General features: G+C 73.2%; 13 protein-coding genes and 1 pseudogene. 10 read left to right on the top strand and 4 right to left on the bottom strand.

Features of this window, described 5'->3' with window-relative positions:
• Positions 1-34: 34 nt before the first annotated feature.
• The 6 genes and pseudogenes from leuS (at position 35) to ACZ4WZ_RS07080 (ending at position 9,461) form a co-directional block, all read left to right on the top strand.
• A complete protein-coding gene (gene leuS / locus ACZ4WZ_RS07105; RefSeq protein ID WP_467886174.1) occupies positions 35-2,899 on the top strand; it encodes a leucine--tRNA ligase in 2,865 nt (954 codons plus the stop codon).
• 145 nt (positions 2,900-3,044) lie between these two features.
• Positions 3,045-3,842 carry a hypothetical protein gene (locus ACZ4WZ_RS07100; RefSeq protein ID WP_467886172.1) on the top strand — a complete coding sequence of 266 codons (798 nt, stop codon included), beginning with the start codon at positions 3,045-3,047 and terminating at the stop codon, positions 3,840-3,842.
• A 72-nt stretch (positions 3,843-3,914) separates the two neighbouring features.
• Positions 3,915-4,760 carry a DegV family protein gene (locus ACZ4WZ_RS07095; protein WP_467886170.1) on the top strand — a complete coding sequence of 282 codons (846 nt, stop codon included), beginning with the start codon at positions 3,915-3,917 and terminating at the stop codon, positions 4,758-4,760.
• Between the two features lie 471 nt (positions 4,761-5,231).
• Entirely contained in the window at positions 5,232-5,981 is a 750-nt protein-coding gene (locus ACZ4WZ_RS07090) for a ComEA family DNA-binding protein (protein ID WP_467886168.1), read from the top strand.
• Positions 5,982-6,064: 83 nt separating this feature from the next.
• Positions 6,065-8,443: pseudogene (locus tag ACZ4WZ_RS07085) on the top strand (ComEC/Rec2 family competence protein); the annotation flags it as partial.
• A gap of 136 nt (positions 8,444-8,579) precedes the next feature.
• Positions 8,580-9,461 (top strand): YceI family protein, encoded by an 882-nt coding sequence (locus tag ACZ4WZ_RS07080; protein WP_467886165.1) that lies wholly within the window; start codon positions 8,580-8,582, stop codon positions 9,459-9,461.
• A gap of 17 nt (positions 9,462-9,478) precedes the next feature.
• Here ACZ4WZ_RS07080 and ACZ4WZ_RS07075 read toward each other — a convergent pair whose 3' ends face one another.
• Positions 9,479-9,721 carry a hypothetical protein gene (locus ACZ4WZ_RS07075; protein WP_467886163.1) on the bottom strand — a complete coding sequence of 81 codons (243 nt, stop codon included), beginning with the start codon at positions 9,719-9,721 and terminating at the stop codon, positions 9,479-9,481.
• A gap of 61 nt (positions 9,722-9,782) precedes the next feature.
• Here ACZ4WZ_RS07075 and holA point away from each other — a divergent pair, with 61 nt between their 5' ends.
• Positions 9,783-10,775, top strand: a complete 993-nt coding sequence (gene holA, locus ACZ4WZ_RS07070) for a DNA polymerase III subunit delta (RefSeq protein WP_467886161.1) — start codon at positions 9,783-9,785, stop codon at positions 10,773-10,775.
• 242 nt (positions 10,776-11,017) lie between these two features.
• On the opposite strand, the gene rpsT is transcribed toward holA, so the two are convergent.
• Positions 11,018-11,278, bottom strand: coding sequence for a 30S ribosomal protein S20 (gene rpsT / locus ACZ4WZ_RS07065; RefSeq protein WP_030030523.1), 261 nt, complete (start codon positions 11,276-11,278; stop codon positions 11,018-11,020).
• A 199-nt stretch (positions 11,279-11,477) separates the two neighbouring features.
• Here rpsT and lepA point away from each other — a divergent pair, with 199 nt between their 5' ends.
• The 3 genes from lepA (at position 11,478) to hemW (ending at position 16,716) form a co-directional block, all read left to right on the top strand.
• Entirely contained in the window at positions 11,478-13,343 is a 1,866-nt protein-coding gene (lepA, locus tag ACZ4WZ_RS07060; protein WP_467886158.1) for a translation elongation factor 4, read from the top strand.
• A gap of 191 nt (positions 13,344-13,534) precedes the next feature.
• Entirely contained in the window at positions 13,535-15,427 is a 1,893-nt protein-coding gene (locus tag ACZ4WZ_RS07055; protein ID WP_467886156.1) for an AMP-dependent synthetase/ligase, read from the top strand.
• Between the two features lie 56 nt (positions 15,428-15,483).
• Positions 15,484-16,716: a radical SAM family heme chaperone HemW gene (hemW, locus tag ACZ4WZ_RS07050; protein ID WP_467886154.1), complete on the top strand. Its 1,233-nt coding sequence runs from the start codon at positions 15,484-15,486 to the stop codon at positions 16,714-16,716.
• Positions 16,717-16,740: 24 nt separating this feature from the next.
• On the opposite strand, the gene ACZ4WZ_RS07045 is transcribed toward hemW, so the two are convergent.
• Positions 16,741-17,355, bottom strand: coding sequence for an ADP-ribosyltransferase (locus ACZ4WZ_RS07045; protein ID WP_467886152.1), 615 nt, complete (start codon positions 17,353-17,355; stop codon positions 16,741-16,743).
• Between the two features lie 144 nt (positions 17,356-17,499).
• The gene (locus ACZ4WZ_RS07040; protein ID WP_467886150.1) at positions 17,500-18,300 is read right to left on the bottom strand and encodes a DUF3097 domain-containing protein; all 801 of its coding nucleotides are present in this window, start codon (positions 18,298-18,300) and stop codon (positions 17,500-17,502) included.
• Positions 18,301-18,305: the final 5 nt, after the last annotated feature.

Genomic DNA, 18,305 nt, shown 5'->3' with positions numbered 1-18,305 from the left:
GACGGCAGAGACGATCGATGGAGCTTCAGGAATCATGAGCGAGACGAACACCCCGGCCCCCGAGGCGGCCGAGGGGCACCGTTACACGGCTGCCATGGCCGCCGACATCGAGGCACGCTGGCAGGACGTATGGGACGCGGAGGGCACCTACGAGGCGCCGAACCCGACCGGTGACCTGGCCGGCGACCCGGCCGTCGTCGCCCGGCCCAAGAAGTTCATCATGGACATGTTCCCGTACCCCTCCGGTGCGGGCCTGCACGTCGGCCACCCGCTGGGCTACATCGCCACCGACGTGTACGCGCGCCACCAGCGCATGTCCGGCCGCAACGTCCTGCACACCCTGGGCTTCGACGCCTTCGGCCTGCCCGCCGAGCAGTACGCCGTCCAGACCGGCACCCACCCGCGCGTGTCGACCGAGGCGAACATCGAGAACATGAAGGTCCAGCTGCGCCGGCTGGGCCTGGGCCACGACAAGCGCCGGTCCTTCGCCACGATCGACCCCGAGTACTACAAGTGGACCCAGTGGATCTTCCTGCAGATCTACAACTCCTACTACGACGCCGACGCGAAGAGGGCCCGGCCGATCGCCGAGCTGGTCGCCGCCTTCGAGAACGGCACCCGTGAGGTCCCCGGCGGCCGCGCCTGGGCCGGCCTGACCGCCGCCGAGCGCGCCGACGTGCTGAACGGCTTCCGCCTGGCCTACGCCTCGGACGCGCCCGTCAACTGGTGCCCGGGGCTGGGCACCGTACTGGCCAACGAGGAGGTCACCGCGGACGGCCGGTCCGAGCGCGGCAACTTCCCCGTCTTCAAGTCCCGGCTGAGCCAGTGGAACATGCGGATCACGGCCTACGCCGACCGCCTGCTGGACGACCTGGACGCGCTGGACTGGCCCGAGGCCATCAAGCTGCAGCAGCGCAACTGGATCGGCCGCAGCGAGGGCGCGCGCGTCGACTTCGCGCTGGGCGACGAGGCCATCACCGTCTTCACGACCCGCCCCGACACGCTGTTCGGCGCCACCTACATGGTCCTGGCGCCGGAGCACCCGCTGGTCGAGAAGTTCGTCCCGGCCGTCTGGCCCGAGGGCACGCACGACGTGTGGACCGGCGGGTACGCCACCCCCGCCGAGGCCGTGGCCGCGTACCGCAAGCAGGCCGCCTCCAAGTCGGACGTCGAGCGGCAGGCCGAGGCCAAGGACAAGACCGGTGTCTTCACCGGCGAGTACGCGGTCAACCCGGTCAGCGGCGAGAAGGTCCCCGTCTTCATCGCCGACTACGTCCTGATGGGCTACGGCACCGGCGCGATCATGGCCGTTCCGGCGCACGACGCCCGCGACTTCGAGTTCGCCCGCGCCTTCGAGCTGCCGATGCGCTGCGTGGTCGCCCCGACCGACGGGCGCGGCACCGACCCGGCCGAGTGGGACGACGCGTTCGTCGCGCACGACGCCGTGCTGGTCAACTCCGTGGGCGAGGGCGTCTCCCTGGACGGCCTGGACGTCGCCGAGGCCAAGGCCGCGATCACCGCGTGGCTGGAGTCGCGCGGCATCGGCGAGGGCACCGTCAACTTCCGCCTGCGCGACTGGCTCTTCAGCCGCCAGCGCTACTGGGGCGAGCCCTTCCCGATCGTCTACGACGAGGACGGCGTCGCCCACTCCCTGCCCGAGTCGATGCTGCCGCTGGAGCTGCCGGAGGTCGAGGACTACTCGCCGCGCACCTTCGAGCCCGACGACGCCACGTCGAAGCCGGAGACCCCGCTGTCGCGCAACGAGGCGTGGGTCAACGTGGAGCTGGACCTGGGCGACGGCGTCAAGCGGTACCGCCGCGAGACCAACACCATGCCGAACTGGGCCGGTTCCTGCTGGTACGAGCTGCGCTACCTGGACCCGAACAACGCCTCGGCCCTGGTGGACCCGGAGATCGAGCAGTACTGGATGGGCCCGCGCGAGGGCGCGCCGCACGGCGGCGTCGACCTGTACGTGGGCGGCGCCGAGCACGCCGTGCTGCACCTGCTGTACGCCCGCTTCTGGTCCAAGGTGCTGTTCGACCTGGGCCACGTGTCGTCGGCCGAGCCGTTCCACAAGCTCTTCAACCAGGGCATGATCCAGGCGTACGCGTACACCGACGCGCGCGGTGTGTACGTCCCGGCGGCCGAGGTCGAGGAGCGCGACGGCGGCTACTTCTACCAGGGCGAGCCCGTCAAGCGCGAGCACGGCAAGATGGGCAAGTCCCTGAAGAACGCCGTCACGCCCGACGAGATCTGCGCGGAGTACGGCGCCGACACCCTGCGCCTGTACGAGATGGCGATGGGTCCGCTGGACGTCTCGCGTCCGTGGGACACCCGCGCCGTCGTCGGCCAGTACCGCCTGCTCCAGCGCCTGTGGCGCAACATCGTGGACGAGGAGACCGGCGCGGTCACCGTCGTCGACGGCGAGCCCGACGAGGCCACCCTGCGGGCCCTGCACAAGGCCGTCGACGGGGCCGGCTCGGACATGGAGGGCCTGCGCTTCAACACGGCCATCGCGAAGATCACCGAGCTGAACAACACCCTGACCAAGGCGGGCCGCCCGCTGGAGCGGTCCGTCGCCGAGCGGCTGGTGCTGCTGGTCGCCCCGCTGGCGCCGCACATCGCGGAGGAGCTGTGGCACCGCCTGGGCCACACCGACTCGGTGGTCCACCAGGACTTCCCGGTCGCCGACCCGCGGTACGTCGTGGACGAGACGGTCACCTGCGTCGTCCAGGTCAAGGGCAAGGTCAAGGCACGTCTGGAGGTGCCGCCGAGCATCTCGGAAGCCGAGCTGGAGCAGCTGGCCACCACCGACGCGGGTGTCGTCGCGGCCCTGGGCGGCGCCGAGGTCCGCAAGGTGATCGTGCGCGCGCCGAAGCTGGTGAACATCGTCGTCTGAGCCGGCCGGAACTCCCCGTGCGGCCGTTTCACGGCCTCCATGGGGGAGATCCCGTACGGGCAGGTTGGGGGTTCGACGGGAACCCCTGGCCTGCCCTCGGCGTTTACGGTGGAGGGGTCGGGAACAGGCCGGGGAAGGGAACCTCATGGAGGTAGGCGCGTTGATCATCATCTTTGCTCTGGTGGTGCTGTTCGCCTTCCTGGGGCTGGGTGCCTGGGCCACGGTCAAGGCGGTCGGCGCGGCGAAGCGCGGCGTGGACCGGACGATCACGCAGGCCCGCCGGACGGTGGAGGACACCACCCTGAAGGCCAGGAGCATCGCCCAGCCCGGAGTGACCGGGTCGCTCGCCCAGCTGCGCCTGGACCTGCGGAACTCGATGCGCGCCACCCAGGCCGCCCTCTACCAGGGCGTGCGGGCGGACAGCTCGCTGAGCGAGTCCATCGCCCTCTTCGAGAGGCTGAGCCGGCACGGCCACGAGCTGGACGACGAGCTGAAGCGCCTGGAGCAGGAGCCCGACCGCAAGCGGATCGCGGAGCGCCTGCCGGAGCTGCGGGAGCGCACCCTCAAGATCAAGCAGTCGGCCGATTCGCTCCGCTGGGCCGCGCGCGACCGCGCCCAGCGGTTCGCGGACGACGAGCTGGCGCTCCTCTCGGAGCAGATCGAGGTCGAGTCGGGCGCGCTGCGCGACTGGTCCCGGGAGCCCGCCGACGACCTGGCGGCCGCCGCGGCCGCCTGGGACGCGGCTCAGACGGCCCAGGCCGGGCCGGACGCCGCCACGGACGCCACCACGGGTGCCCAGCGGGACGCGCGGCCGTCGGGGCCCTCGCAGCGGGCCGCGGAAGCGGGGCGGTCGGCGGAATCGGGGCGTCCGGAGCTGAACCCTTCCGCGCCGGCCGCGGCCTACCCCTGGCAGAAGACCCCGAGGCCCGAGGCCACCACCTGAGCGGAGGGCGGTCCGGGGCGTGGGGGGTGCCCGGGCTGCCGGAACACCTCCTCTGGCGGTAACCTCCGGCTCATGTCCCGCCATGTCGCGATCGTCACCGATTCCACGGCCTACCTGCCCCCGCAGGCGATGGCGCGGCACGGGATCACCTCCGTCCCCCTGACCGTCGTCCTGGGCGACGAGGCACTGGAGGAGGGGACCGAGATCTCCGCCCGCAGCCTCGCCGCGGCCCTGCAGAAGCGCCGCTCGGTCACCACCTCCCGCCCCGGCCCGGAGCAGTTCGTACGGGCCTACCGGGCCGCGGCGGACGCCGGTGCCACCGGCATCGTCAGCCTGCACCTGTCCGCCGAGTTCTCCGGCACCTACGACGCCGCCGTCGTCGCGGCCCGGACCGCCCCCGTGCCGGTCCGCGTCGTCGACACGGGCATGGTCGCCATGGCCCTCGGCTTCTGCGCCCTGGCCGCCGCGGAGACGGCCGAGGCCGGGGGCTCCGCCGACGAGGTCGTGGCCGCCGCCGAGAAGCGGGCCGCGGACATGGCGGCCTACTTCTACGTGGACACCCTCGACTACCTCCGGCGCGGCGGCCGGATCGGGGCCGCGCAGGCCCTCCTCGGCTCGGCGCTCGCGGTCAAGCCGCTGCTGACGCTGGACGGCGGGCGGATCGAGATGCTGGAGAAGGTACGCACGGCCTCCAAGGCCATCGCCCGGCTGGAGGAGCTGGCCGTCGAACGGGCCGGGGCGCGCAGCGTCGACGTCGCCGTCCACCACCTCGCCGCCCCGGAGCGGGCCGAGAAGCTGGCCCAGCGGCTGCGCGAACGCATCCCCGGTCTGGTCGAGCTGCACGTCAGCGAGGTCGGCGCGGTGATCGGCGCGCACACCGGGCCGGGGCTGCTGGCCGCGGTCGTCTCACCCCGCTGATCACCCGGAAGGGTGGCCGGGTTATCCACAACGGGCCGGTCATCCACCGGAATTGAGGGCTCCGAGCGGTGGTCCGGGATCGGTCCTAGCTTCGGTGGCATGACTCTTCGAACGCGTACTTCGCATCTCATTTCACATTCCGTTTCTGGCCTCGGGGCGGGTTCTGCGTCGGGTCCTGCCGTGGATCCCGTGTCGGGTGCTGTCTTGCGTCCCGCTTCACGTCTCGCCCCGCGTCGCGTCGGGGCTTCCTCCCCGGCCGGTGGCGCTGGCGGTGGCAGTGGGCCCGGGAGGGGGCGCCGGTCCGACGGCAGGTTCCGGGACCGCGGCCGCACCCGGTCCCGGCCCGATCCCGCCGAGGTGCGGCGCAGGGCCGAGGCCCTTCTGACGGGTGTCACACCCGCGCCCTCCGAGCCGGAGCCCGGAGCCTCCCTGCGGGGGGCGGATCCGCCGGATCACGGGGAGCCGGTGGGTGTGCCGGAGCCCGAGGAGGTGCCGGACCGCGTGGCGGTGCCGGGGGCCGGGGAAGGGCCCGACTCCGTGCGGGTGCTGGGGGCCCGGGAGGCGCGGGGGCTGGCTCTGCGGGAGCGGATGCCGGTGTGGGTTCAGGCCCGGTGCGGGGTGGAGCCGCGCACGGTGGCCGCCGTGGTGGTGGTGCTGGCGGCGGCGGTCGGCTTCGCCGCCCAGCAGTACTGGTCGGGCCGGCCGCAGCCGGTGACGGCCCCGGCCGTGATCGGCCCGGCGCCCGCCGCTCCGGCCGCGGCGGCGGGCGCGGCGCCGGCCGGTGCGGGTGCCCGCATCGTGGTGGACGTCAGCGGCAAGGTGCGCGACCCCGGTGTACGGCGGCTGCCCAGCGGCTCCCGGGTGGAGGACGCGCTGGCCGCCGCCGGGGGAGTGCGGCCGGGCACGGACACCACCGGGCTCAACCGGGCCCGGGTCCTCGTGGACGGCGAACAGGTGCTGGTGGGGGTCGCCCCGCAGCCGCCGCCCTCGGGTGGGCCGGGTGCGGGCGCGGGGGGCGGGTCCGGTGCCGGTCCGCTGAGCCTCGGCAGCGCCACGGTCGAGCAGCTGGACGGGCTGCCCGGGGTGGGGCCCGTGCTCGCCCGGAACATCGTCGACTTCCGCACCGCCCGGGGCGGGTTCCGGGCCGTGGAGGACCTCCGGCAGGTCAACGGCATCGGTGAGCGGAGGTTCGCGGAGCTGCGAAGGCTGGTGCGGCTGTGAGCACCGCCGGGGAGCGTACGGGGCCGGGGTGCGCCCCCGGTTGTGGTGGGCCGCCCGGGTGCGCCGGGCCCGGGTGTGCCGCGCTGGAGGGGGCTCGGCGCGGGCGGGCGGGGCCGGTGGATCTGCGGCTGGCGGTGCCGGCCGGGGCGGCCTGGGCCGCGGCGGCCCTGGCACTCGGGGTGCCGGGCGGGTGGAGCGCCGCCGGGGCGGGGCTCGCGGTGGCCACGGCGGGGGTGCTGCTGCTGGTCGGCTCCAGGCGGCCGCAGCCGCGGGGGAGGGTCGGACCGGCCGTGGCCGCCGCGCTGCTGTGCGCCGCCGCGGGGGCTGGGGTGGCCGGGCTGGAGCGTGCCGGGGCGCGGGCGGGGCCCGTGGCCCGGCTGGCCGGCGAACACGCCCGGGTGCGCGCGGAGCTCACCGTCGGCTCCGACCCCCGGGTGGCCCGCGGCGGGGCCGGGCCGCCGCTGGTGGTGCTGGACGCGGTGGTGACCGGGGTGAGCGGGGCCGACGGGACGCGGACCCGGGTGGAGACCCCGGTACGGGTGCTGGCCGGGCATCCGGGGTGGGCCGCTCTGGAGCCCTCGACCCGGGTCGTGGTGGTGGCCAGGCTGGCGCCGGCGCGGGCCGGGGAGCGGGCCGTGGCGCTGCTCCGCCCGGCGGGGGACGCCCCGCCCGGGGTGACGGGCGGCCCCGACCGGGTGCAGCGGCTCGCGGGGGTGCTGCGCGCCGGGCTGCGGGAGGCCACCGACGGGCTTCCGGTGGACGCCAGGGCCCTGCTGCCGGGCCTGGTGGTCGGGGACACCTCGCGGGTCCCGCCCGAGCTGCACGAGGCGTTCAGGGCCACCGACCTGCTGCACCTGCTGGCCGTCTCCGGGTCCAACCTCACCGTGGTGCTCTACCTGCTGATCGGGCCCCCGGCCCGCGCGCAGCACGCCGAGCGGCGCGGGCTCGCTCCTCGGCTGGGGCTCTCGTTGCGGGCCACCGCGCTGGGCGGCGCGGCTCTGACGCTGGCCTTCGTGGTGGTGTGCCGGCCCGACCCGAGCGTGCTGCGGGCCGCCGCGTGCGGGGCGGTCACCCTGCTGGCCCTCGCCACCGGCCGGCGCAGGTCCCTGATCCCGGCGCTGGCCGGGGCCGTGCTGCTGCTGGTGCTCTACGACCCGTGGCTGGCGCGCAGTTACGGGTTCCTCCTCTCGGTGCTGGCCACCGGGGCGCTGCTCACCCTCGGGCCCCGCTGGGGCGAGGCCCTGCGGCGGCGGGGGACGCCGCCGCGTCTCGCCGACGCCCTGGGGGCGGCCCTCGCGGCGCAGGCCGTGTGCGCGCCGGTGGTGGCGGTGCTCTCCGCCCGGGTGAGCCTGGTCGCGGTGCCCTGCAACCTGCTGGCGGAGCTGGCGGCGGGCCCCGCCACCGTGCTCGGCTTCGCGGTCCTCGCGGTGGCCCCGCTGTGCATGCCCGCGGCGGAGCTGCTGGCCCGGTGCGCGGCGGTGCCCGCCGGGTGGATCGCCGCCGTGGCGCGGGGCGGGGCGCGGCTCCCGGGGGCGGAGCTGCCCTGGCCGGGCGGGCTCGGGGGCGGGCTGCTGCTGGGGGTGGTCACGCTGGCCACGGTGGGGTTCGGGTTCCGGTTCGGGCGGCGGCGCGGGGTCTGCGCCGCCGTGGCGGTGCTGCTGCTGATCGCGGTGCTGCGGCCGCCGCAGCTGATCCGTACGGTCACCGGATGGCCGCCGCCGGACTGGAGTTACGTCCAGTGCGCCGTGGGCCAGGGTGATGCCGCCGTGATCGCCGCCGGTCCGGGTACGGCCGTCGTGGTGGACGCCGGGCCGGAACCGGGGCCGGTGGACGACTGCCTGCGCGCCCTGGGCGTGAACCGGATCCCGCTGCTCCTGCTGACGCACTTCCACGCCGACCACGTGGGAGGGGTTTCCGGGGTGCTGCGGGGCCGGTCCGTCGGTGTGATCGAAACCACCACCCTTGAGGAGCCCCCCGCACAGGCCGCCGCGGTCCGGCGGGCGGCCGCGCGGGCGGGGGTGCCCGTCGTGCCGGCGGTGCCGGGGGAGCGGCGCCGGACCGGGCGGCTGGAGTGGCAGGTGCTGTGGCCGTCCGCGACGGGTCCGCGGCCGCAGGGGCCCAACGACGCGAGCGTCGCCCTGCTGGTGCGCGCCTCGGGGCTGACGCTCCTGCTGCTGGGAGATCTCGAACCGCCGTCCCAGGAAGCCCTTCTGAGGGAGCATCCGGAGTTGGGGCCGGTGGACGTGCTCAAGGTCGCCCACCACGGTTCGGCGCACCAGGACCCCGGCCTCCAGGGCCGGATCCGGCCACGGATCGCGATCGTCCCCGTCGGGGCGGACAACCGCTACGGACACCCCGCGCCGAGGACGATCGCGCAGCTCAGAGCCCATGGGGCGACCGTGCTGCGCACCGATGAGGACGGTTCCGTGGCGGTCGCCGGGAGCGGTGCGGGGATGCGTGCGTTTCCGGCCAGGCGGCGCCCGGACCGGCCTGGGCATACCGGGCGCGACCATTCTGTTTGCCCCCAACCCGACAGCATGATCGAATGCGTCTTCGCCAGCACGGTCCAAGTCCACACAGCACGGGGGTGCACCAGTCATGTTCGGTCGCAGGCGGGGGACGGATCCGGCAGCGGGTGCCGGGCCGCAGACATCCGCGACGCTCACCTTGCCGCCCACGGCGCGGCTGTTGAGCTGCCGGGTGCTCGATACGGTCCACCAGCCGATCCGGCAGGCCAAGTTCGAGGTCACCGATCCGATCGGCCGACGGGTCGTCAGCGGGGAGACCGATCCGTACGGCGGGTTCACGGCGGCCATGCCGGAGGGCGAGTACCGGCTCTCGGTGACCGCCGAGGGCTACGCGCCCTTCCACGGGGCGACGCTGGTGGGGGACCCGGCGCAGCCCGGCACGGCGGAGATCGTCCTGGACGCGGTGGAGCCGCCGCTGCTGCCGCAGCCCGGACACTGGGAACTGGACCCGACGCATTCGTCGATCGCCTTCACGGCCCGGCACATGGGCTTCGCCCGGATCCACGGCCGGTTCGCGACCTTCGCCGGCGCGGTGCGGATAGCCGAGCGCATGGAGGACTCCACCATGCACGTGATCATCGACACGGCGAGCATCGACACCGGGATGCGGAGGCGGGACGACCACCTGCGGTCCGCCGATTTCCTGGACGCGCCCCGCCACCCGCGGGTGGAGTTCTACAGCGAGCGGTTCATCCACCGCAGTGGCAGCCGCTGGGCGGTCGCCGGGGCCCTCACCCTCCACGGGGTCAGCCGTTCGGTCACCCTCGACACCCAGTACCTGGGCAACGGCACGGGTCTGGAGGGCGAGCCGCGAGCCGCCTGCCGGGCCACGGCCGAGCTGAACCGCGCGGACTTCGCCCTGAACTGGCAGTCGGTGCTGGCCCAGGGGATCGCGGCGATCGGGCCGAGCGTGGAAGTGGAGCTGGACGTACAGATCGTCCACAAGGCGTAGGGAGCGGGCGCGCCGTCCTACGGGGCTTCCAGCCAGCCCTCGTACGCGGCGGCGAGCTCGTCCAGCGCGGGGGCGTCGAGGTGTCCGCGGGGGTCCTCGACGACCACCAGCCACTGGGCGTCCTCGGCGTCGTCCTCGCCGGCGAGGGCGTCGCGCACCAGCTGGGGTTCCTCCGGGAGGCCGAAGCGGTCGACGACCTCCTGGGCCACCTCCTCGGCGGCGTCGCGGTCGGGCAGGACCAGTACATGTCGCACGTTCACCCGACCATTCTCGGGTACCGGGCGCGGGGCGCTGTCAGTGCGGCGTGGGATGCTGGGGGCGATGGCCACCAGGAAGAACCCCACCGACGATCCGCTCGCCCCGATCACCCTCGCGGTGGGGCAGGAGGACCTGCTGCTCGACCGCGCCGTGCGGGAGGTGGTGACGGCCGCCCGCGCGGCCGACGCCGACACCGACGTACGGGACCTCTCCTCCGAGCAGCTCCAGCCCGGCACGCTGGCGGAGCTGACCAGCCCCTCGCTGTTCTCCGAGCGGAAGGTCCTGATCGTGCGGGGCGCCCAGGACCTGGGCGCGGACGCGGCGAAGGAGCTCAAGGCGTACCTCGCCGATCCTTACGAGGAGATCACCGTCGTCCTCCTGCACGCCGGCGGGGTCAAGGGCAAGGGCCTGCTGGACGCGGCGCGCAAGGCGGGTGCCCGCGAGATCGCCTGCCCGAAGATGACCAAGGCGGCGGACCGGCTGTCGTTCGTGCGCGGCGAGTTCCGGACGCTGGGGCGCTCCGCGACCCCCGAGGCGTGCCAGAACCTGGTCGACGCGATCGGCAGCGACCTGCGCGAGCTGGCGAGCGCGGCGGCGCAGCTGTGCGCGGACGTCGAGGGCACCATCGACGAGGCCGTGGTCGGCCGCTACTACACGGGCCGGGCCGAGGCCTCCAGCTTCACGGTCGCCGACCGGGCGGTCGAGGGCCGGGCCGCGGAGGCCCTCGAAGCCCTCCGCTGGTCCCTCGCGACGGGCGTCGCCCCCGTCCTGATCACCAGCGCCCTGGCGCAGGCCGTCCGGGCCATCGGAAAGCTCGCCTCCGCCCCGCGCGGGGCCCGTCCGGGCGACCTCGCCCGGGACCTCGGCATGCCGCCGTGGAAGATCGACCGGGTCCGGCAGCAGATGCGGGGCTGGTCGGCGGACGGCGTCGCGGACGCGCTGCGCGCCGTGGCCGCGGCCGACGCGGGTGTGAAGGGCGGCGGGGACGACCCGGAGTACGCCCTGGAGAAGGCGGTCGTGGCGGTCGCCCGCGCGGCCCGCCCCCAGCGCCGCTGACCCCCCCTCACGCCCCGGCGCGGCGCCACTCCCCCCGCTCCCGGGGCACCAGCCGCCCGGGCACCGACACACGAAGGCCCCGGACACCGCCCTGGGGAAGGGCGGAGGCCGGGGCCTTCGGTCACTGCTGTGTGCGCCGCACCCGCGTGGCGAACGCAGGCCGCGTGCGGCGCGGGGTGCCGGTCAGGAGCGGAAGAGAGGGCCCGCTGGGTCCGTCCCGGCGTTCACATCGAGTGCGGAACTCAGATGGCGGCAACCTTGGAGGCCAGCGCCGACTTCTTGTTGGCGGCGGCGTTCTTGTGGATGACACCCTTCGAGACGGCCTTGTCCAGCTTCTTGGAAGCCAGGCGGGCCGCAGCGGTGGCCTTCTCCGCGTCGCCGGCGAGGATCGCCTCGTTGGCCTTGCGGATGAAGGTGCGCAGCTCGGACTTGACCGACTTGTTGCGAAGGCGAGCCTTCTCGTTGGTCTTGTTCCGCTTGATCTGGGACTTGATGTTCGCCACGAAAGAGCCTTTTCAGGTTCAGAGTATTTTCCGGATTGTGTCCCGTCTGCTGAGAGGGCATGCGAGACACAGCCACCCAGGCTACCAGGCACGCTTCGACCGGCCCAAACCGAGCGCATCCCCGCGTCCATGGGACCATGGGAGTCTGCGTACCGATCCGACAGCAGATCCGACAGCGACCCGAGAATCAGGACACTGCGTGCCCGCCATCCCCAGCCACGTGCCCGAGCCGAGCCGTACCGACCCGGCGCTGATCCGTAACTTCTGCATCATCGCGCACATCGACCACGGCAAGTCGACCCTTGCCGACCGGATGCTCCAGCTCACCGGCGTCGTCGACCAGCGGCAGATGCGCGCCCAGTACCTCGACCGCATGGACATCGAGCGTGAGCGCGGCATCACGATCAAGTCCCAGGCGGTCCGTCTGCCCTGGGCCCCCACCGAGGGGGCGGGCACGGGCACCACGCACATCCTGAACATGATCGACACCCCCGGGCACGTCGACTTCACCTACGAGGTCTCGCGCTCCCTCGCCGCGTGCGAGGGCACGATCCTCCTGGTGGACGCCGCCCAGGGCATCGAGGCCCAGACCCTCGCCAACCTGTACCTGGCGATGGAGAACGACCTCGCGATCGTCCCGGTCCTCAACAAGATCGACCTGCCGGCCGCCCAGCCGGAGAAGTTCGCCGAGGAGCTGGCGAACCTGGTCGGCTGCGACCCGGACGACGTGCTGCGCGTCTCGGCGAAGACCGGTCTCGGTGTCGACGCCCTGCTCAACCGCGTCGTCGAAACCGTCCCGGCCCCGGTCGGCGTCAAGGACGCCCCCGCCCGCGCGATGATCTTCGACTCGGTCTACGACTCCTACCGCGGCGTCGTCACCTACGTCCGTGTCGTCGACGGCCAGCTCAACAAGCGCGAGCGCATCAGGATGATGTCGACCGGCGCCACGCACGAGCTGCTGGAGATCGGCGTCTCCTCCCCGGAGATGACCCCGGCCGACGGCATCGGCGTCGGCGAGGTGGGCTACATCATCACCGGCGTGAAGGACGTCCGCCAGTCCAAGGTCGGTGACACGATCACCAGCCTGCACAACGGCGCGACCGAGGCCCTCGGCGGCTACAAGGACCCGAAGCCGATGGTCTTCTCGGGCCTGTACCCGCTGGACGGCTCGGACTACCCGGACCTGCGCGAGGCCCTGGACAAGCTCCAGCTCAACGACGCCGCGCTGGTGTACGAGCCCGAGACCTCGGCGGCGCTGGGCTTCGGCTTCCGCGTCGGCTTCCTCGGCCTGCTGCACCTGGACGTGGTCCGCGAGCGCCTGGAGCGCGAGTTCGGCCTCGACCTGATCGCCACCGCGCCGAACGTGGTCTACCGGGTGGTGCTGGAGGACGGCAAGGAAGTCACCGTCACCAACCCGAGCGAGTTCCCCGAAGGCAAGATCAAGGACGTCTTCGAGCCGGTCGTACGGGCCACGGTCCTCGCGCCCAGCGAGTTCATCGGCGCGATCATGGAGCTCTGCCAGCAGCGCCGCGGCACCCTGCTCGGCATGGACTACCTCTCCGAGGACCGCGTCGAGATCCGCTACACGCTCCCCCTCGCGGAGATCGTGTTCGACTTCTTCGACCAGCTGAAGTCCAAGACGCGCGGTTACGCCTCCCTCGACTACGAGCCCACCGGCGAGCAGGCCTCCAGCCTGGTCAAGGTCGACATCCTGCTGCACGGCGACAAGGTCGACGCCTTCTCCGCCGTCTGCCACAAGGACGCCGCCTACGCCTACGGCGTGCGCCTGGTGGCCAAGCTGCGCGAGCTCATCCCGCGGCAGGCTTTCGAGGTGCCGATCCAGGCCGCGGTCGGCTCCCGCGTCATCGCCCGCGAGACCATCCGCGCCATCCGCAAGGACGTCCTCGCCAAGTGCTACGGCGGTGACATCTCCCGCAAGCGGAAGCTGCTGGAGAAGCAGAAGGAAGGCAAGAAGCGGATGAAGATGGTCGGCTCCGTGGAGGTCCCGCAGGAGGCCTTCATCGCCGTCCTGTCCAGCGACGAGTCCGGCGCCAAGAAGAAGTAGCCGCCGTATGCGAAACAGGCCCCCGAGCGTAGGCTCGGGGGCCTGTTTCGTTATGAATCGGCCGCCGGATGGCTCTTACGCGCCAGGCGGACGCCCCCTAGTCTGAGTAGCGGTTACTCGCCAGTTACATGCTCGTAGTCATGCCCGTAGTCATGCCGAACAGGCCCTGCCGCGTGGTCCGGAGGACGTCCGTGAGCGACACACAGACCTTGATCGAGAACCGCCCGCCCACCGTGGCGGCCCTCTTCCTTGACCGCGTCGCCGCCACGCCGAACGCGGAGGCCTACCGCTTCCCCGTGGCCGCGGCCGGCCGCGAAGGCGGGCCCGACGACTGGAAGTCGCTCAGCTGGGGGCAGGCCGCCGACCGGGTCTTCGCCATCGCCGCGGGCCTCATCGGCCTCGGCCTGCGCGCCGAGGACCGGGTCGCGCTCGCCTCCAACACCCGCGTCGAATGGATCCTCTCGGACCTCGGTGTGATGTGTGCCGGCGGCGCCGTGACCACCATCTACCCCAGCACCAACGCCGACGAGTCCGCCTTCATCCTCTCGGACTCCGAGAGCCGGGTGCTGATCGCCGAGGACGCCGCCCAGCTGGCCAAGGCCCGCGAGCGCCGCGCCGACCTGCCCGACCTCGCCCACGTGGTGGTCCTGGAGGCCGCCGACGCCGTCCCCGCCGAGGGTGATCCGGAGGGCTGGGTGCTCTCCCTCGCCGAGCTGGAGGAGCGCGGCAGGGAACACCTCGCCCAGCACCCCGCGGCGGTCAAGGAGCGGATCGCGGCCATCACCCCCGACCAGCTCGCCACCCTCATCTACACCTCCGGCACCACCGGCCGCCCCAAGGGCGTCCGCCTCCCGCACGACAACTGGTCGTACATGGCCAAGGCCACCGTGGCCACCGGCATGATCCACTCGGACGACGTCCAGTACCTCTGGCTGCCGCTGGCCCACGTCTTCGGCAAGGTGCTCACCTCGGGCCAGATCGAGGTCGGGCACGTCACCGCCGTCGACGGCCGCATCGACAAGATCATCGAGAACCTGCCGGTCGTCCAGCCCACCTACATGGCCGCCGTCCCGCGCATCTTCGAGAAGGTCTACAACGGCGTGGCCGCCAAGGCCCGGGCGGGCGGCGGGGCCAAGTACAAGATCTTCCAGTGGTCGGTCGGCGTCGCCCGCGAGTACGCCAAGGTCACCCAGGACAACTACCGCCGCACCGGCCGGGCCACGGCCCCCTTCGCCCTCTCCGCCAAGCACAAGATCGCCGACACGCTCGTCTACTCCAAGCTCCGCGAGGCCTTCGGCGGCCGCCTGCGGGCCGCCATCTCCGGCGCCTCCGCCCTGGCCCCCGAGATCGGCTACTTCTTCTCCGGCGCCGGCATCCACATCCTGGAGGGCTACGGCCTGACCGAGTCCAGCGCGGCCTCCTTCGTCAACCCGGGCGAGGCCTACCGCACCGGCACCGTCGGCAAGCCGCTTCCCGGCACCGAGGTCCGCATCGCCGACGACGGCGAGGTCATGCTGCGCGGCCCCGGCATCATGCAGGGCTACCACGGCCAGCCCGAGAAGACCGCCGAGGTCCTGGAGAGCGACGGCTGGCTGCACACCGGCGACATCGGCGAGCTCTCCCCGGACGGCTACCTGCGCATCACCGACCGGAAGAAGGACCTGATCAAGACCTCGGGCGGCAAGTACGTCGCCCCGGCGGAGATCGAGGGCCGTTTCAAGGCGACCTGCCCGTACGTGTCGACCATCGTCGTCCACGGGGCCGACCGGAACTTCTGCTCGGCCCTGGTCGCCCTCGACGAGCCCGCGATCCTGGGCTGGGCCGCCGAGAACGGCCTGGAGGGCAAGACGTACGCGGAGGTCCTCGCGGCGCCGGAGACCGGCCGTCTGATCGAGACCTACGTGCAGACCCTCAACGAGGGCCTCCAGCGCTGGCAGACGATCAAGAAGTTCCGCATCCTGCCGCGCGACCTCGACGTCGAGCACGGCGACCTCACCCCCAGCCTCAAGCTGAAGCGCCCGGTCGTCGAGCGTGAGTTCAAGCACCTCATCGACGAAATGTACGAGGGCTCCCGGGAGGCGTAGCCACGCCCCCGGCCGGGGGCGTAAACGACCATGGGGCGGTGCGGGACAATGGCGGTATGCCTTCCGCACTGCCCGATGGTGAACCCATGCCCGAAGACGGCTCGCTGCCGTCGCACGCCCTGGAGGGCGCCGGGGGGCGGCCGCTGGGCTTCTACCTGCACGTCCCGTACTGCGCCACGCGCTGCGGGTACTGCGACTTCAACACCTACACCGCCACCGAGCTGCGCGGTACCGGCGGCGTGCTCGCCTCCCGGGAGAACTACGCCGACACCCTGATCGGCGAGGTCCGCCTCGCCCGCAAGGTGCTCGGCGACGACCCGCGCGCCGTGCGGACCGTCTTCGTCGGCGGCGGCACGCCCACGCTGCTGCCCGCGCGGGACCTCGTACGGATGCTCGCGGCGATCCGCGACGAGTTCGGGCTGGCCGAGGACGCCGAGGTCACCACGGAGGCCAATCCGGAGTCCGTGAACCCCGAGTACCTGGCGGAGCTGCGGGCCGGCGGCTTCAACCGGATCTCCTTCGGCATGCAGAGCGCCCGGCAGCACGTCCTGAAGGTGCTGGACCGCACGCACACCCCCGGGCGCCCCGAGGCGTGCGTCGCGGAGGCGCGGGCGGCGGGCTTCGAGCACGTCAACCTCGACCTCATCTACGGCACCCCGGGGGAGTCCGACGACGACTGGCGGGCCTCGCTGGAGGCCGCGCTCGGCGCCGGGCCCGACCACGTCAGCGCGTACGCCCTGATCGTCGAGGAGGGCACGCAGCTGGCCCGCCGGATCCGCCGCGGCGAGGTCCCGATGACCGACGACGACGTGCACGCCGACCGGTACCTGATCGCCGACGAGGTCATGGAGCGGGCCGGGTACTCGTGGTACGAGGTGTCGAACTGGGCCACCTCCGAGGCCGGCCGCTGCCTGCACAACGAGCTGTACTGGCGCGGCGCGGACTGGTGGGGCGCGGGCCCGGGCGCGCACTCGCACGTCGGCGGGGTGCGCTGGTGGAACGTGAAGCACCCCGGCGCGTACGCGGCCGCCCTGGCGGAGGGGCGGTCGCCGGGCGCGGGGCGCGAGCTGCTGTCGGCGGAGGACCGGCGCGTGGAGCGGATCCTGCTGGAGCTGCGGCTGGTGGACGGCGTCCCGCTGTCGCTGCTGGCCCCCGCGGGCCTCGCGGCCTCCCGCCGCGCCCTGGCCGACGGCCTCCTGGAGGCCGTGCCGTACGGGGCCGGGAGGGCCGTGCTGACGCTGCGCGGGCGGCTGCTGGCCGACGCGGTGGTGCGGGACCTGGTCGACTGACCAGGTCCCGGCGGAGGGGCGGGGTCAGCTCGGCCAGCTGTTGCGCCAGGGCTTGTAGTGCGGGTTGTCCTGGCACTCGTCCATGATCTCGGTCTTGGAGGTCTTGTCGACCGGGCACACCGCGACGATGAAGGACCGGTCGATGCCGCCGGGGAAGGCGACCTCCGCCTGGGAGGCGTACTTGTGGGTGTCGCCGATGGTCTGGTTGACGTCCACCCCGCCCGGGGCGTCGATGTAGTAGTTCCAGCCGCTCTTCCACCAGGTCTTGTACAAGTCGTGGTCGTAGGTGGTCGACACGTACGGGGACGGCTGGTTGACCAGCACGTACTGCTCGATGTCGTACTGGCCGTCCAGGGGCGCCTTCGGCTTGAAGCCCTCCTCGAAGACCACCGACGGCGGGCGGCCGTCGGAGCGGTAGAGCTGCTTGCAGTTGATCCGCCAGGACGGTGACGGGGTGATGCGCTCCACCACGACGGTCTTGTCCGCCGCGGCGAAGAGGTGGTCGGTCACCCGGGGACAGGAGTTCGCCGGGGCGGCGTGCGCCGCGGCCGAGGCCGAGGCGGAGGCGGGCGGGAGCAGGGCGGCGGCGAGCACGGCCGCGGCGAGGACGGCACGCTGCCGCAGAGCAAAGGTGATCATGCCGAGCACCCTTGCGCTTCGTGGCGCTCCGCACGCGCACTGTCACCCGAAGGTGGGCGAGTCGGGCGGTGCGCGGTGCGCGGTGCCTCAGGGAAGCCTGCCTCAGCGCCCGTGCCTCAGCGCCCGTGCCTCAGCGCCCGTGCCTCAGGGTGCCGTGACGAAGTCGATCAGCTCCTCGACGCGGCCCAGCAGCGTCGGTTCCAGGTCCCGGTACGAAGACACCCGCGACAGGATGTGCTGCCAGGCGGCCCCCGTGTTCGCGGGCCAGCCCAGCGCACGGCAGACGCCCGTCTTCCAGTCCTGGCCGCGCGGCACCTCGGGCCATGCCCGGATGCCCAGCACGGACGGCTTCACCGCCTGCCAGACGTCCACGTACGGGTGACCCACCACCAGCACGTCCGCGCAGGTCACCGAGGCCGCGATCCGGGACTCCTTGGACCCCGGCACCAGGTGGTCCACCAACACGCCGAGACGGGCGTCCGGCCCCGGGGCGAACTCCTCCACCACGGCTGCCAGGTCGTCGACGCCCTCCAGGTACTCCACCACCACGCCCTCGATCCGCAGGTCGTCGCCCCACACCCGCTCGACCAGCTCGGCGTCGTGCCGCCCCTCCACGTAGATCCGCCCGGCGCGCGCCACCCGCGCCCGCGCCCCCGGGACGGCGATCGAGCCGGAGGCCGTGCGGGCCGGCGCGGCGGGCCCCCGCGAAGGGCGGGTCAGGGTCACCACGGCGCCGTCCAGCAGGAAGCCGCGCGGCTCCAGCGGGAAGACCCGGCGCTTGCCGAAACGGTCCTCCAGGGTCACGGTGCCCGCCTCGCACGCCACCACCGCGCCGCAGAAGTCCGTACCCGCCACCTCGACCACCAGGTCCGGGTCGGCCGGCACCTCCGGCACGGCCTTGGCGCGCTTCCACTGCGGGGTCAGGTCGGGGGAGTACTCACGCATCCGGC

Source organism: Streptomyces sp. NPDC029122 (genome assembly GCF_055569445.1).
Note: the sequence above shows the minus strand (reverse complement) of the source record. Positions and strands in the feature narration are given on the sequence as shown.